We start from the raw sequence: 15,447 nt of genomic DNA, 5'->3' as shown, positions 1-15,447 counted from the left end.
GGTCCTTATTCAACGTGGATGTTGTATTTGCTCTCGAGCAGGTCCTTGACGTAGGACCTGACGGAGCTGCTGACGGTGTATGCGGCCCTGACGCGGTCTGCCATGTCGGCATCGGCCACCAGGGGGTATCCGCCGAGGACCTTGGCTGCTTTGGCCTGGAAGTCCTTGTCGGCGCCGAGCTTTTCGCTTGATTCGCGGAGCAGCGTCACGGCTTTTTCGGGAGTCTTTTCAGGGACCCAGAGGCCCTTCTGGTACGTGTAGGTCAGGCCCAGGAGGGTTTTGTAGGCCTCGAACTTTTCACCGGAGGGCTTCTTGCCGTGCAGCTGTTCGTAGGCCTCGGGGACGGTGGGGACGTCCGGGAAGTTGGGGTCCCGGACCACTTCGCCGGACCCGTCCAGCTGGCCGAAGGACATCAGCACGGTGGCCTTGCCCTCCTTGGCGATGCCTTCGACGGCGGAGCCGTAGGCTGACGTGGTCTGGTAGTCCAGATCGATTTCGCCGCGCTGCAGCGCCAGGTTCACCGGGCCGCGGCCCTCGAAGCCGAAGGTGGAGGTGACGTCGGCTTCGAGCAGGTCGAACGCCACCAGGGTGGTGATGTCCAGGCCTGTGGCGCTGATGCCGCCGAACTCCAGGGGTTTGTCCCGGTTGACGAGGTCCTGGACGCCGTTGACGCCGGCTTCGGTCCGCGCGTAGATGACACCGCCGGTGCCGTTGACGACGACGGGCTGCAGGTTCTCGAAGGAGTACTTCACCGCGGTGCGTCCCAGGACCCAGGGCACCACTGTCGAGGCGGTGCCTACCAGGATCTCGGTGCCGTCCGTGTTGGCGGACCGGGCGAACTTGTTGGTGCCGGAGATGCCTTCGCCGCCGGGTTCGTTGACGGGTGCGAAACCGGGGCGGCCCGGCACGTAGTTGGTCAGTTCGGTGCCGATGAAGCGGGCCCAAGTGTCGGTTCCGCCGCCGGAAGCCAGCGGGATAAGGAATTCCAGTGTTTCCCCGTCGAAGTTCCCGTCCTCGGTGCTGGACGGCGGGTTGAGGAGCCCTTCGCCGAGGACTGTGGTGCCCAGGCCGAGGACGGCCAGGGCGCCCACTGCGGAGAGGATGGTGCGCCGGGAGTGCTTCGGCGGGTCGGGGAGTTCTGTGGGCTCAGGTGCCTGCAGGTCCCCGGGGGGTTCCAGGGATGATTTTTGGCTCGTCATTGAGGTGTCCTTTGTTGGGGACGGGCGCCCTGCGGCGTCCGCAATGGTGTGGACTGTTACCAGGTGTCGGGGAGCAGGAGTTCGGCGTCGGCCAGCCGGCGGGCACTGCGGAGTGCGCCCACAACCGGGGTTCCTTCGCGGGTCTCGGCCCAGGTCTGGACCAGGCCGGCAGGGGTCCGCATGGTGACGCCGGCGGAGACGTCGCTGCTGATGAGGTTGGAAGCGACCGTTCCCTCGTGCTGCGCAGCCATGGTCAGGGCAACGCTTCCGGTGATGGCCAGGGCCGGGTGCAGGCGCCCCATGGAGAGCATCCGCACTACCAGGTCCGCCTCGTCGCCGTCGTCGGCCTTGGCCACGAGTGCGAGCTTGGGGATGGCGCGTTCGGCGTCCGCCCGGGTTGCGGCGAGTCCCATCTGCACGGCGGCGTCGCGGCGCGTGTCGTCCAGGTGCACCAGCAGCTCGGTACGGGTGTCGATTTCGGCAGCGGTTTCGTGGCCGGTCAGGCCAACCGCTTCTGCTTCGACGATGACCACCGGGGCGCCGGCGTCGATGAACGTGGCGGGCACCTGGCGGCCGTCGAAGGTGACCTTGTCCAGCGGTTCCCCGGTGGGGAAAAGTTTGCCTGTGGTCCTGCCGGCCGGATCGAAGAAGCCCATGCCCACCGGCATGCCCGGGAACGGAACGCCGGGAATCATCTGGCTGCCTGAGTGCCCCAGTTCGCCGCCCGGTGTGTCCACCTTCTGCAGGATGAGCTGGTTGGTGTTGGTGTTCAGGGTGCGGACCGCCGTCGTTTCCGGGCCTGGCGTGACCCAGCCGCGTTCGATGGCGTAGGGGGCGACGACGGCGGAGCAGTTGCCGCAGTTGCTTCCCCAGTCAACCCGCTGCTCATCGATGCCCACCTGCGCGAAGGTGTAGTCGACGTCGGCGTCCTCGCTGACGGACCGGGACAGGATGACGGCCTTGCTGGTGGTGGAGGTGCCGCCGCCAACGCCGTCGATCTGGCGGTTGTCCGGGCTGCCGAAGAGGCGCAGGAGCACCTCGTCCACGGTCTTGCCCGGAACCTGGAGGCTGTCCCATTCGAAGACCCAGCACTTGCTGGTTCCTCCACGCATCCACGTAGCTGGGATCTTGAACATGTTTGCTTTCACCTTTCCCGCGGCCCCGGATTGGGCCTTCAGCCGTGCTGGCCTAACCCAGTGTGATGCCCGTCCTAGATGAATTACAAACGCCAAAAAGTACACCTGCATTCACTTTTACTTCAATCAAAAGGCGATGTTGAGCGCCTAAAGCGGCGGCGTTTTCCGCTGCGCGGGAAAGTGGGGGCCGAAACCACCGCAGAACGGCGGTCCGAATGAATACTTTGTATAGAATCAGCACGGGGGTGTAACGAATACTTCAAGGAGGAACCGCCGGATGCTGAACATCAGAAGGCTTGAACTGCTGCTGGACGTGGTGGAGCTCGGGTCCATCACCGCAGCCGCAGACAAGCACGTGTACTCTCCGTCTGGAGTCTCCCAGCAGTTGCGCCGGCTGGAGGCGGAAGTGGGCCAGCCGCTTCTGCAGCGCCAGGCCCGGGGGATGGTGCCCACCGACGCCGGCCACGTCCTGACGGCGCACACCCGGAAGATCCTGCGGCAGATGGCGGCTGCGGAAGCGGACCTCGCTGAGATCGCGGGCCTCAACCGGGGCAGCCTCACCATGGGAACCTTCCCCACGCTTGGAGGGTCGTTCCTGCCGCTGGTCATCAGCAGATTCAAGGCGCAGTACCCGGCCATCGACCTGCACGTCCGGAGCAGCCGCTTCAACGAGCTCATCGAGATGCTGGAGAACGGCCAGGTGGGGATGTCGCTGCTGTGGGACTACGAGTGGAACAGGCTCAACCCGGAAAGCTTCGCGCTCACGACTGTCTTCGAGGACGCCACCGCCCTGATCGTCGGCAAGGACCACCGGCTGGCCCGCCGCAAGCAGGTGGACATGGCGGACCTGGCCAAGGAAGAGTGGATCGTCCGGGAAGAGGAGCACCCTGTGCTCGAAGTCCTGCACCGAAGTGCGCAGGCAGCGGGGTTCGTCCCCCGGATCTCCTTCCACGCCAACGACTACCAGGAGGCCCAGGCTATGGTCAGTGTAGGACTGGGCGTAGCCCTTGCCCCGCGGACGGCCGTGGTGAACAAACATCCTGGCGTCAGCATCGTGTCCCTGGGCTCGAGCGCACCGGCCCGGCGGGTGCTTCTGGCGCACCGCCACGACAGGGTGCGTGCCGCCGCTGAAGTCGCGTTCCAGACAACACTGCTGGAGGTTGCCAAGGAAAGCGCCGCCGATTTCCGGTAAAGGGGAGGCGTGGCTTTAGGCGCTCCCGGCCAGCTCTCCCCGGCGGAACCGCAGTTCCCGCAGCGTCCCGCGCAAGGGCGAGCCGGTAAACGGGAGGGCTTCCAGGTCGATCGCCGAAGCTGCGGACAGGGCCACCTTGTTGGCGGCGGCTGCTGCCCTTTCCGGCAGGCCGATGCCGGCGGCGAAGTCCCGCCAATGCCGGGCCTTGAGGTTCTTGACCTTTCCGGCAATGGGCAGGGCCATGGAGTCGTCACCGTAGAGCAGCGTGCAGGGGATGTCGTACATCGGAGCCACCATCCAGCCCCCGTTCCTGCCCTCGAGGATTGCGGCGTTCTTGGCATGCAGGTCACCATTGCCCGTCAGCCAGGCGAAGACGAACTGCAGGTACAGGTTCCTGGCTGCTACAGCCTTTGCCCTGCACAGGCCGCCCAGCGCCAGCGCCACTTCCTCGGAGCTGACCGCGTACTTGGACGCCGGCGGCAGGTTCAGGACCTGGGCTGCGTCCTCCAGGGCAAGGCGGACCAGGCCATTGTCCTGGCCGCGGTCGAAGCGTTCAACAAGCAGCCCGGGAAGGCCGTTCCGGTCGGTGACAACGCTGTGTCTGGCAACGGGGATCTTGAGCCGCTTTGCCCCGGCCAGGTGGGCGGCTTCGTTCACCACCAGGTTCGGGTGCCGGGGTGGATCGAGTTTGAGCAGGTAGCGGTGGTGGGCCAGCGTGAGCGGGGTGGTCAGCATCGAGGCGCTGGCTTTCGCCTGGACCCCGGGCAGCCCGTGGGTATCCACCGCGTGGGCAAGGGCGGCAAAGTCCAGGTCCTCCGGACGGGAGGTGTCCGCCAGGGCCGGAGGATCTGCCGCTGGCGCCCCCTCCGGGACAACCTGGACATCACCGGGTACGTCGGCCCCGACCGCCAGCAGCAGGCTGAGTTCATCGCCGAAGCTCGTCTTCACGGCGTCCTTGAGGGCGGTCAGGCGGTGGCCTTCGGGCAGGAGCCCGGAGAAGAACGCCGGAAGTGCTCCGCTGGGAGCTTCCACCGGTCCGGAGGCGAGGGGGAGTGTGGTGGCCACAGGCTTGCCCTCGGCCTCCAGGTAGCCAGGTGTGTAGGAGAACACCACGCTGCCCCGGTCCGTGCGGTTCAAATGCCCGGCCAGGCGCCCGCCCTTGTACACATCGGCGCTGCGGACGAACTTGAGGTAGCGCAGATCGTCAGGCATCGACTGCCTTGAGGTGAAGCCCCACGGCATTGGCGGCCGCGGCAACCGTGGCCAGGGACGGGTTTCCCCTCCCTGTCTCGATGGCGTGCACCGTCCGCGCGGAGGTGCCAATAAGGTCCGCCAGGGTCTCCTGGGTGATGCCGGCTTCTTTGCGCGCACGCCGGATGCTGGCCCCGATGTCCGCAGCGTCCCCCATCCGTTCACCTTTCCCGCAATATACTGCTGGTTTTACCCCACACCTCTGCCAAGTATGGCCCGGAATCTCATTCTTCGCAATATATTTCCGAAACTACCGTGGACTGGGCCGCGAGGAGACGCGCTGCATCAAACCGGAAATATTCTGCCGATTGCACCCGCGGCTGTTATCACCGTCGGGAGTAACGGGGCAGTAACGCCGCACGTGGTCAGCTTCCTCGGGTTGGACGGAACGCGCAGCCGGACTTTGCGGGGGGATGCTATGCCGTGGGTGATGGACCTGACTGGCCGGCAGGACTGGGTCCAGGAAGCCGTTGCCGCGCTGCGTGCCGGAATGGTGAACCTCGAGGTGGCGGAGACCACCGGCACCGGTCCGGCCGGCATTATTTTTGCGGCATCCGATTCCCATGACGTGAGGGCTGCCCTAGCGGCTGCCGGATACGGCTGCAGCCGGGTGGTGGTGATCGGCCCCCCGGACGGAAGGCTGAAGCCATGGCCCGTGCTGGAGGCAGGCGCCGCGGAGTGCGTGGCATGGCTCGGCCAGGTGGCAGCCGTATCAGCGTGGCTGCAACGTGTGGAGGAGGTTGAAGCGGTTCTGGACTCGGTAGAGGTCCGGGAGCAGTTCGCAGGGCAGAGCCACGCCCTGAAATCGGCCCTCCGGGACCTGGTGGTGGCTGCACGGTTTGGGCGCGGCCCTATCCTGATCCAGGGCGAGACGGGGACGGGCAAGGAGTTGGCTGCCCGGGTTGCCCACGCCGTCAGCCGCCGGCACGGCAACCTGGTGATCTTTGACTGCACCACCATCGTTCCCACGCTGATGGGCAGCGAGCTGTTCGGCCACGAGCGAGGTGCCTTCACCGGTGCCGTGAGCGTGCGGACCGGCGCCTGTTCCGGCGCCGATCAGGGATCCCTGTTCCTTGACGAGGTGGGCGAACTGCCGTTGGACCTGCAGCCCGAGCTCCTGCGCGTGGTGCAGGAAGGAACCTACAAGCGGGTTGGCGGCGACCGGTGGCTGCAGAGCAAGTTCCGCCTGATCTGTGCAACCAACCGTAACCTGGCCATGGAGGTTGCCGGGGGGAACTTCCGCATGGACCTCTACCACCGGATCGCAGCGTCGGTGGTCACCATGCCGCCGCTGCGGGAACGGCTGGAGGACATTCCCTGCCTGTTCGCCCGTTTCTGCCGGGAAGCCACCGCGGCGCGGACGGATCCGGATGTGGACCCTGCCGTCCAGGACGTCCTGCTCCGCCGCAGCTATCCAGGGAACCTCCGCGACCTCAGGCAACTGGCCTTCCGCATCGCGGCCCGCCACGTGGGCCCCGGGGCCATCACCCCCGGTGACCTGCCCCGCGAAGACCGTCCCGCCGTCGTCACGCCCGCTGCAACGGCTGCCGCCGCGATCAGCGCGGCCGACCCGCTCCGGTCAGCGGTGGCCTGGGCCGTGGACATGGGCCTGGGCCTGCGCGAGATCAAGGACCGCGCGGCGGAGGTGGCGGTGGACGTGGCAGTTGAACGCAGCGGGGGAAACGTGCACGCAGCGGCCGCCATGCTCGGGCTCACTGACCGTGCCATCCAGCAGCGGCAGGCCAGGAAGGCCGGCAGCGGCAGCTAGGCCCCGGGCAGCGCGTCCGCTACCTCGCGCCAATAGCCGTCCCCGGTCTCGTCGGCAAGTTCGCGGAAGAGGTCCCCAAGCTCACGCCACAGGACGTCCGGCCCTTTCCTTCGGACCCGCTGGCGCCCGGCCAGGGGCCGCTGGAAGGCGCCGGCGAATCTGTCGCGCACCAGCGGCTCCACCGCCAGCCCGAACAGGCCATGCTTCGATGGGTGAGGAAAGGGCATCACCTTCGGCAGTTCGATTTTGGGAAGTTCACGGCGTGAAACCAGAAGGCGGTCCAGGGCAGGAAGGGGTCCCTTCTTAAGCAGTTCGGTGGCTTTCAGTTCGTGCGCGAATACACGTACGTGGGTGGGCGGGCCCTTCTGCGACCAGGGCGAATATGTCACCAGCCACACGGAGGCCCGTTCAGGCTCGCTGCCAGCAATCCACGCCGGGCGCTTTGCCCCTGCCGACGGCGGCCCGCCGGACGGTTTGCCGGTGCCGCGGGCGGCATTGCTTTGCAGCAGGTAGGCGCGCAGCTGGTACAGGCCCTTCCTGATGGCGGCGTCGTTGTGGGGCTTGATCTCGGCAAGCCCGGCCGCGGTAACGGGTGATCCGGTCAGACCCATGCTGTGTTCCTCCTGGAGATGGAAGGGGTGACGTGGCGGCCGGCCTTCCGCGCCGGGCCGGTCAGCCGGAGCACGTTGCCGGCCAGGACGAGGTCCCGGTCTTCGGGCGCCAGGCCCAGGGCGAGGATCTTGGCGAGCTCCGGCGCCGGATGCAGGTACGGCCCGTCGCTGCCGTACAGCACCTTCCGGGCACCGGCGCGGGCAATGGCTTCTTCCAGCAGGTCGTAGTACCGCACGCCTGACGTGTCCGCGAAGACGTTGGGCTCGCGAACCAGGACATCAATGAGCCGCTGCTGTGCACGCCAGTCGTCCGCGAAGGAGGACAGGTGCGGCACGATCCAGGGCACCCCGGGGTGCCGGGCCGCCAGCCGGGCGACAACCTGGACGTCGCCCCGCGGGTCGAAGAGCACGGGCATCCCGAAACGGGACGCGGCCAGTGCCACTTCGTCCGTGGCCATTCCGTCAGACCAGTGCACTTTGATGCCGCAGGCCCCGTGCGTATGGGCCGCAGCTACCACGGCACCAACATGGCCGCGGTCCGCAACGGCATTGACGAACACGTACCAAAGCCAGTTGGACGGTTCCCGCTGTGCCAGCCGGGCAACGGCCCGGTTGGCAGCCGCGTAGGAACCCACCGGCGCCGCCATCAGGACAGCGCGGGAAATTCCGACGGCGGCGGCCCGGCTCCGCCACACAGCGAAGGAGGTCTCCGGGTCTGCGGGGCCCAGCGGAACACCGGCGGTGCCCACATGGACATGTGAATCCACGATCATCAGGCCGCCCGCCTGTCCCGGGCAACCAGGGCAAGTCCCCGCACCAGCCGGTCCAGGTCCGCCTGCGAGTGGTCCGCCCGCACCACCGCTGACAGCAGTGCGCCCGGCCGGCAGCGCGGCAGCTGGACCAGGACCTGCAGTCCGCGCGCGGCTAGGCCGGCCCTCCACTCGCGTGCCAGCAGCGGCGGGTCAACGTGGACTCCCACAACGGGAAAGGGCAGCCCGTGCGGGATCAGACCGAGGTTGCGGAGGGCCTGCCGCAGCCAGCGCGTCAGCCGCCACAGCCGGTCCCGCAGCCCAGGGATGCGGGCGTTGCGGAGGGCGCTGAGGCCGGCGCCCAGATCCGCTGCCGAGGGTGGGCTGCTGTGCAGCCGGTTCCCGCCCCGGCGGGCCACCCTGCTGATGGCGCCCCGGTCCCCGGTGATCACCGTGACCGGCGTGCCGTACGCCTTGGCCAGCGAACCGAGCCACACCACGCCGTCATGGGTCAGCCCCTGCCATCGTGCCGTGCCCGTCCCGTCCCCGAAACCGCCGTCGGAATCCCGTTGCCCCAGTACCCCGAACGCCAGGGAATCATCCACCACCACCTGCCCGCCCGTCCCTTCAACGGCCGCCCTCATCAGGCCGAGGGGCGCGGGCCGGCCGCACCCCTGGCACCAGCCGTCCGTCACCAGCCAGGTGCGGGTGGAAGGCGAAGACCTCGTGGAAGGCACGACGGCGGGAGGACGGAAATGCGGGAACGTCACCACCCGCACGCCCCGGGCCGCGGCGGCGTTGCACGCCCATTGGGTCAGGGGGTAGGCGCCCCCGTCCACCAAAAGCAGGTCCCCGGGACGCGGGAGAGCCTGCAGGACATCCATCATCCCGTGCAGGGCTGAGCGGGCCACCAGGCCTGCCTCTGCCTGCTGCCGCCTGGCTACGGTTGAGGCAAGTTCTTTGGCGGCCGGGAGTTCCCGCAGCACCGCCGGGACGCCCGTGGTGAACTCGTTCCACGGGCGGAGCCCGGCACTGGGATGGTGCTGGCCCAGGAACAGCGCGGAGGTGAAGTCCGGCCTGCCGGATGCTGCACACATGCTCAGTACCGGACAAGCTTCCGGGCCAGCCGGCGCTGCAGCAACGTGGAGGGCATGGTGGTGTCCACACGCTCGCTGAGATCAACCCCGGTCACTGCCCGGTAGGCGTGGACGTACCGCTGGATCGACGGCTTCCACTTGATGGCCCAGTTCTCTGCGTCATCGCCATCCATGTCGGATTCATTCCAGCGTCCGTGGCGGACGGAAAGCAGCAACTGTTCACCATGGACCGCGAGGTCGTAGAAATGCGTGATGCTCGCGTCGGACCAGCCCTGGAGCTGCTTCATGGCATCCACCCGGTCCATCCAGTCCTCGTCATAGGGCACCATGGTGCGTCCACCCAGGAACTCGCGCATTTCAGGCTGGGCCAGCATCCACTGCACCTCCATGGTTTCGATCCGGGCCGTCACCGACATGTCGGCGTACTGGTTGTTCGCCCCGGTGGCCAGCACCAGGTGAAGCTCCCGCAGGCTGCTGAGCAGCGGGAACGCGTCCGCATCCACGGTCTTGTCGTTGTGCTCCTTGTAGAAGTGATGGCAGTCGTGGAGCAGGCTGTGGAAGGCGCTGAGGAATTGGGTCCTGCGCTCCACCAGCATCTGCGCCGGAGGTATGGCCCGGCCGATCAGCTGCAGGCCGTACTGGTATTCGTACTCGGCAGCCCGGCGCCGCAGGGAGAGCCGGTCCTTTTCGGCTTCCGCGAGTCCCCACAGGATCCCGCGCAACGGCAGGAGCGGGCTGACCGCCAGCCTGGACAGCGGATCCCCGCCGGTCACAACCCGCCGGTTCTGGAAACGGGCAAGGACCCGGTTCAGGCTCTGGAACAGCATGCCCTCTTCAAGCCAGTAGACGTAGATCAGCTCAGCGAAAGGTACCAGCCGCAAGGGATAGTCCTGGCCCTCCGGGAAGTCCGGCGGGAACGGATCCGCCTGGTCTTTCCGTTCCTCGCTGACGTAGGAGCCGTTGATGGCGGCGTCCCGGCCCTTCTCCGGGTCCCAGTCCGGCGGACTGAACGAATTGCCCAGGGACGATTCAGTGACGAACTCCGTTGCCAGCTCGTGCAGCCGCTCGTAGCTCAACGACCCGTAGCCCGGGAACTCCGTCAACCTGCCGGCCCGGTGCCGGGCGAATCCGGCAAAGCGCTCGAACCGGAGGTTCCTGGTGACGTTCTGGATGAAGTTCCACAGGTGCGCATGCTCGCTGCCGGGCCGCGCGTTGGGTTCCAGGGCAACCCGGACAATCGGAGGGGCTTCCTTGCGCCTGGCCGTGAAGGTGTCCAGGACTTCCCAGTTGTCCTTGCCCGCCTCCGCCTTCTTGCCCGCTTCCACCCGGTGGACTGCACGGAACTGGACCTGGTATTCGCCGGGTTCCGGGATGGAGACCATCCGCTCAAACTCCTCACCCGAGCTCAGGTTCCGGGCGACCACGCCGCCCTTGCCGCCATCGATCGGGATGGGCTGCCCGCCACGGGTGTTGATGATCTGAAACTCGAATTGTCCTGCCGGCTCCGAGTCCCGCAGTTCAAAACGCAGGGCAACTTCCTGTCCGGCATACACCGGCGTAACCGGCCGTCGGGTGAATTCCATGGCTATCTCCTTGGTAGTGCTGTTGGGGTGAAGTTGTGCATCGTGCGGCTCCCGGCGGGAGCGGGAGAGTCGAGGACGTCCAGGCTGCCCCGGACGGCCCACGCTGTAAGCAGGGAGGACAGCCGGGAGCTTTCGTCGGCCGGCGAGATGCGCCCGGCCGCCTTGGCCTGGCCCAGGACTGCGAATACCAGGGCCGGCCGCTGGCGGGCCATGACCCCGAAGTCGCCGCCCCAGGTTTCGTAAAGGCGCAGCAGCCTTTCCGGCTGCCGCTCCCGTACCGGCCAGATGGTGCCGAGCTCCCGGCCGCCGGCTAGTGGAACCCGGTGGTGCAGGAGCAGGTCCACGAGGTCCCCGATCCGGGATTCGCAGTTCCTGATCCACGCGGCGTGCCCTGCCGGCAGCCCGGCCAGCGGGTACATCGCCCGCCACACGGCGGCCAGCTCGCGCCACTGCGGGTGGGGGTAAAGCGCGTTGCCGATGGCGGCGGAGATCAGCACCCGCAGGTAGGGCATGGGATGCGGGTCGGTGCCGCCGGGCCGGAACACGAAATACCGGGGAAGGCTGACCACGGCCAGGAGTCCGATGGTGGAGGTGATGCCAACCGTGGCCACGGACCACATGTCGGCCACGATCTCGCTGATCCATTGGGACCAGACGTCCCACCCGCCGTCCGGGTCCCGGGTAGTGCGCCGCTCGATCTCCGCCCGGAGGGACGCCACCAGGTCGAGCTGGGCGGACCCCTGGTGGCCCACCTCGTGGACCAGGCTGGAGGCGATTCCGCTGCCGATCATGCGCTCCCGTGGAAGCCGGATGATCCCCACCGGGTTCGGCTTCCCGCCGGGCAGGCGCGTCTTCGCCCGCCGGATGGCAGCACCGGCACCCCTGGCGAGGTAAACCACCAGGCGGGTGTCGCCGTCGTCGGCCGTTTCAAGCCGCAGCGCATCCTGCGCCACGATGTCCAGCCCGGACAGCCAGACGCCCGTGGCGTGCTCACTGCGCTGGGTAACCACTTCGGTGAACAGGTCGAACTGGGCCAGGACCACGTTGAACTGGAGCCGGATGAGGACAAACCGGCGCTGCTGCTCGGCGGGGGAGGCCTCCCGGCCGTCAGTCTCCAGCCAGTCCAGGAAGTGGGCGAGCTGCCCGCGGAGTTCGTTGCGGCCGGTGTGGAGGAAGCGTTCAATCAGCAGCTGGGCGTCCCGGGGCAGGGCGGCGGCGAGGACCATGGTTTCGTGCATGACGAAGGGCTTGATCTGGTCCAGCCGGGCCAGCAGGCCGGTGGCCTCGCTCTCGATGAGCCCGGTACTGATGGTGTTCGTGTCCACCGGATTCGCCTTCCTTCCGCCTCCCCGCGGGCCGGTCACACGCCCAGGAGGATGACGCGGCCGTCGCGGCGGATCCAGCGGCCCTCGTCGGCGCGGCCGTTCGCGCCACCGTTGCCGCCGTCGGACTGGCTGTCCCAACCCTCGTCGGGTGCACCCCAGACGGCGCCGGCGTACTGGTCGCCGTAGATCCGGGTCCCGCCGCGGTAGCGCCGGCGTGATGCCTGGCGGGCGCGCAGCAGCGAGGGGGCGTACCGGCGGGCCGCTGCGGTGGCCGCGGCGCGGGCCGCGGCTCCCGGCGGGACGGACACGGGGGTGCGGGCGGCGTTGCGGTAGGACGCCCGGGCAAACCGGATATACCGCCGGGCGGCCTCTTCCTCGGCTTCCGCCTCGTCCATGGACTCGGCCTCTTCAACCTCCAGCAGGCCGCCGGCCAGTGAGCCGAGCTTGCTTCCGATGGCAGTCCCGACGCCGGGCGCCACGAAGGAGCCGATGGCACCTCCCACGATCGGCAGCGCCTTCTTGGCCACCGATTTCAGCGCCCCGCCAAGGGCCCTGCCGATCGGTGACTTGACGAATTTTGAGGCGTTCCGCACCACGCTCCGGGCGAGCTTGCCCAGGAACTGGTCCAGTTCCTCCTCCGAGCTGATGCTCAGCAGCTCCATGGCGAGCTCGGACTCGAGGTTCTCCTCATTGTCCTGCTCGCCTTCATAGCCGCTGAACTCTCCTTCTTCTTCCTCCTGCGCCCAGGGGAAGGCGGACTCGGTTTCGTAGTAGTTGGTGCTCATGTCACTGTCCTTTGCTTGGTTTTTCGCGGGTTAGCGGGCGTTGAGGATCACGATGTTGCGGCCCCGGCGGATCCAGCGGCCGCTGTTGGCACCCCCGGGCCCGGATGCACCGGAGTTTTTGAGAAGGCCGGGCAGATGCTGCCGGGCTGCGGCGGTGGCTGCTTTCTGTGCCGCCAGGGGAGCGGGAATGCTCCGGGGCATGGAGGCCGCCCGCTGGGCAGTGGAGGTGGCGAACCGGACGAATGCCCGGGCGGTTTCCAGGTCGCGGTCCTCCGGCGAGAGGCCCTCAAGCTGGAGTCCGGACTCGAACTTGCTGCCCAGCCATTTGCCCACCTGCTGGCCGGCCTGGCCGCCCGCTCCCGGGACAATGTAGTTGCCCACAGCCTGGCCGAGCTGCGGCAGGGCCTTCCGGGCTGCGGACTTCAGGATGTTGCCCACGGCTTTGCCGGCCGCTGATCCGGCGAAGTCCTTTGCCGCGGAGAACGCCCGCTTGGCCAGGCTCCCCAGGAACTGGTCCAGCTCGCCTTCGTCGGTGACGGCCAGCAGCTCGGCGGCGAGGGCGAGTTCTTCAGTCTCTTGGCTGTCAGCCTCGCCCCAGAGCCCGCCGGCCTCGTAGGAGTCCTCGCCCTGGAACGGAGATTGTTCCTCTTCGAAGGCGTAGCCGGACTCTTCATCCATCACCTCGCCCCAGGTGCCCTCGTCCTGCCCCTCGAACAGTGCCCTATCGATGTCGTGCATGAGTTTGTCCTTCCCGGAGTCTTGCGGGTGCCTTGGCGCGGCACCCTCGCGGAACACCGCATACCCTCCTACTGCACAATTCGTGCCAACGGGTTCCGGGGCGTCCGGGAGCGGGAACTGGGGGTTCGGCGAAGCCGGAACCGAATAAGATTTCGCGGCGGCGAACTGCGGTTCGCTGCTCCCGGCCGTGCGGGCGACCTGTTCAGTTGCCCGGCTGCAGCGACCGGCGGTACTTGTTCACGGTCCGCCGGGCAACCGCGAAGCCGTTTCCAGCCAGCGCCTCGCGCAGGTGCTCGTCGGAAGACAAGCCGGGCGCCGCCGTCGTCAGCAAATCCTGCAGCGCGGCCCGTGCAGCCGTGGCCTTGCCGAAGAGGCAGGACAGGTCCGTGACGGCGCCGGTGGGCATGCGCAGCCGTTTGCCGCTGACTGCCCTGCTGACGGTGGAAGGATGCAGCCCGATTTCCTGGGCCACGGCGGTGCGCGTCAGCGGCTGGTGGTGCCCGGCGCCGTGGTCCAGGAAGGCTTTCTGGTGGGCCACCGCGCACTCGGTGATGCGCAGCAGGGCGCTGGCGCGGCGATCGATCTGGTAGAGGTGCCGCTGGGCGGCGAGTTCGTGCTCCGCCAGCCATTGCTTCGCCTGGGCGGACGCAGGCAGGCCCGCGGACAGGTCCACCACGGTGAGGCCGAACCAGGCGCTCGCCGGCACCTCCACCTCCAGCGTGCCGTCCGGCTGGCGATACAGAAAGACGTCCGCCGGCGGAACCGCTGCGGCCTCCGGCTCTGTGTCTGCAGCGGCGAACGGCCGCAGCCGCTCCCGGACCAGTGCCAGCCCGGCCAGGACCTGCGCTTCCGTCAGCCCCATGGCGCGTGCGACGGCGGCGGTGCTTCCCGCGGCCAGGTCGCCCAGGTGCTCACGGACCAGGCGGGGGAGCCAGTAGGGCGCCTGCCCCTGGCCGGCCAGGGCGGCGGCCTGTGCGGCCAGGAGTTCGGTGACGCTGGCAGCCGCGATCCCGGGTGGACCCGCGGCGCGGATGGCCCGGAGCGCCTCCCCGACCTGGCCCGGCTCCAGTCCGTGCAGGCCGGCAATCTCGGCAGGGCCGGCGTCGAGAATTCCGCGCCGGGTCAGGTGCGCCAGCACCAGGTCCAAGGCGTCCCGGCAATCCGCCCGGACCTCCAGCCGCGCAGCGGACTGCAGGGTGCCGAAGGGGTCCACGCCTTGCTCCACGCCGTCGTCGAACCGCGATGTGGTGCTATGTCCCCGGCAGCGGGAGCAGGACCCGGACGCGACGTGCCGGCCGCACCCGGGGCAGGGATGCCCGTCCGCCCGCTCCAATACGGGGTTCTCGGCCAGGAGGTGTTCGGTGGCCTGGTGCACTTCCTCATGCGTCATGGCCAGCATGCCCATGGCCTTCAGCAGCCCGGGCAGCGCGCGCAGTTCAGTCTGAAGCCCCGCCTGCAGCTGCACTGCCTGGCTGGGCCCTCCGCTGGCCATGACTCAGGCTAGCCCGCTGCGCCGTGCGCCGGAAGCAGGGCGCGATCGCGGGATCGCCGGACCGCTACTGCTTCGGGTTTACGCGTCGGGTCCAAAGGCAGAACGTTCGACGGCGTCCCGCGCCACCGTCACTCAGCCATCCAACGCCGTCCTGGCACAGGAGCCGCGGCCGGGCGAAATCGGACGAGACGAACTGGCCGAGATCACCGTCGACGCCTGGGCAGTCCGCACACCGAAAAGCTGGCGGCTGAGTTCTCCCCATCAATGGCAAGCTCCCTGATGTTCCGGGCAACTGGCAGACGTTCGTGTCCGTGGTCGTCGTGGGCTACCTGGCCCGGTTCCTCACGTTGCTGCCCGCCCGAGCACTGCCGCCCCACGCGTGTAGGAGTGCACATTTGCGACTCGCAGATTCCCTGGTGCGCACGGTATATGGACGCGTCAGGGAATATGCGCGCCGAAAATGTGGCTACTCAAGCGGGCCACCGGTAACGCCGGAGTAACGCGTGCTGTGACCTGATGGA

The 15,447-nt window shown here is 68.1% G+C and carries 14 protein-coding genes; 2 read left to right on the top strand and 12 right to left on the bottom strand.

The window, feature by feature from the left end; all coding sequences use genetic code 11:
* Positions 1–5: 5 nt before the first annotated feature.
* The gene (locus ACJJV6_RS03510; protein WP_407709975.1) at positions 6–1,199 is read right to left on the bottom strand and encodes a Bug family tripartite tricarboxylate transporter substrate binding protein; all 1,194 of its coding nucleotides are present in this window, start codon (positions 1,197–1,199) and stop codon (positions 6–8) included.
* Between the two features lie 56 nt (positions 1,200–1,255).
* A complete protein-coding gene (locus ACJJV6_RS03505; protein WP_407709974.1) occupies positions 1,256–2,335 on the bottom strand; it encodes a PrpF domain-containing protein in 1,080 nt (359 codons plus the stop codon).
* A 277-nt stretch (positions 2,336–2,612) separates the two neighbouring features.
* Here ACJJV6_RS03505 and ACJJV6_RS03500 point away from each other — a divergent pair, with 277 nt between their 5' ends.
* On the top strand, positions 2,613–3,527 hold the full coding sequence (locus ACJJV6_RS03500) for a LysR family transcriptional regulator (protein ID WP_009359226.1): 915 nt from the start codon (positions 2,613–2,615) through the stop codon (positions 3,525–3,527).
* 15 nt (positions 3,528–3,542) lie between these two features.
* Here ACJJV6_RS03500 and ACJJV6_RS03495 read toward each other — a convergent pair whose 3' ends face one another.
* On the bottom strand, positions 3,543–4,739 hold the full coding sequence (locus tag ACJJV6_RS03495; RefSeq protein ID WP_009359227.1) for a type II toxin-antitoxin system HipA family toxin: 1,197 nt from the start codon (positions 4,737–4,739) through the stop codon (positions 3,543–3,545).
* Positions 4,732–4,935 (bottom strand): helix-turn-helix transcriptional regulator, encoded by a 204-nt coding sequence (locus ACJJV6_RS03490; protein WP_009359228.1) that lies wholly within the window; start codon positions 4,933–4,935, stop codon positions 4,732–4,734. The genes ACJJV6_RS03495 and ACJJV6_RS03490 overlap by 8 nt, the downstream gene beginning before the upstream one ends.
* 273 nt (positions 4,936–5,208) lie before the next feature.
* On the opposite strand from ACJJV6_RS03490, the gene ACJJV6_RS03485 reads away from it, so the two are divergent.
* A complete protein-coding gene (locus tag ACJJV6_RS03485; protein WP_407709973.1) occupies positions 5,209–6,546 on the top strand; it encodes a sigma-54-dependent transcriptional regulator in 1,338 nt (445 codons plus the stop codon).
* Here the strand turns inward: ACJJV6_RS03485 and ACJJV6_RS03480 are convergent.
* The 8 genes from ACJJV6_RS03480 to ACJJV6_RS03445 all read right to left on the bottom strand — a co-directional run bounded on the left by ACJJV6_RS03480 (position 6,543) and on the right by ACJJV6_RS03445 (position 14,926).
* Positions 6,543–7,157 carry a hypothetical protein gene (locus ACJJV6_RS03480; RefSeq protein WP_407709972.1) on the bottom strand — a complete coding sequence of 205 codons (615 nt, stop codon included), beginning with the start codon at positions 7,155–7,157 and terminating at the stop codon, positions 6,543–6,545. The two genes, ACJJV6_RS03485 and ACJJV6_RS03480, sit on opposite strands and share 4 nt — an antisense overlap.
* Complete coding sequence (locus tag ACJJV6_RS03475; RefSeq protein ID WP_354175869.1) at positions 7,148–7,930, bottom strand: amidohydrolase family protein; 783 nt, start codon at positions 7,928–7,930, stop codon at positions 7,148–7,150. The genes ACJJV6_RS03480 and ACJJV6_RS03475 overlap by 10 nt, the downstream gene beginning before the upstream one ends.
* Positions 7,930–9,003, bottom strand: a complete 1,074-nt coding sequence (locus ACJJV6_RS03470; protein WP_407709971.1) for a hypothetical protein — start codon at positions 9,001–9,003, stop codon at positions 7,930–7,932. Before ACJJV6_RS03470 ends, ACJJV6_RS03475 begins: the two co-directional genes overlap by 1 nt.
* 2 nt (positions 9,004–9,005) lie before the next feature.
* Entirely contained in the window at positions 9,006–10,586 is a 1,581-nt protein-coding gene (locus ACJJV6_RS03465) for a hypothetical protein (protein WP_354175867.1), read from the bottom strand.
* A 2-nt stretch (positions 10,587–10,588) separates the two neighbouring features.
* On the bottom strand, positions 10,589–11,911 hold the full coding sequence (locus ACJJV6_RS03460; protein WP_407709970.1) for a hypothetical protein: 1,323 nt from the start codon (positions 11,909–11,911) through the stop codon (positions 10,589–10,591).
* Positions 11,912–11,946: 35 nt separating this feature from the next.
* Positions 11,947–12,696 carry a hypothetical protein gene (locus ACJJV6_RS03455; protein ID WP_407709969.1) on the bottom strand — a complete coding sequence of 250 codons (750 nt, stop codon included), beginning with the start codon at positions 12,694–12,696 and terminating at the stop codon, positions 11,947–11,949.
* 30 nt (positions 12,697–12,726) lie between these two features.
* Positions 12,727–13,434: a hypothetical protein gene (locus ACJJV6_RS03450; protein ID WP_407709968.1), complete on the bottom strand. Its 708-nt coding sequence runs from the start codon at positions 13,432–13,434 to the stop codon at positions 12,727–12,729.
* A gap of 202 nt (positions 13,435–13,636) precedes the next feature.
* Positions 13,637–14,926 carry a hypothetical protein gene (locus ACJJV6_RS03445; RefSeq protein WP_407709967.1) on the bottom strand — a complete coding sequence of 430 codons (1,290 nt, stop codon included), beginning with the start codon at positions 14,924–14,926 and terminating at the stop codon, positions 13,637–13,639.
* Positions 14,927–15,447: the final 521 nt, after the last annotated feature.

It is taken from the genome of Arthrobacter nitrophenolicus, assembly GCF_045833485.1.
GTDB classification, from domain to species: domain Bacteria; phylum Actinomycetota; class Actinomycetes; order Actinomycetales; family Micrococcaceae; genus Arthrobacter; species Arthrobacter nitrophenolicus.
Note: the sequence above shows the minus strand (reverse complement) of the source record. Positions and strands in the feature narration are given on the sequence as shown.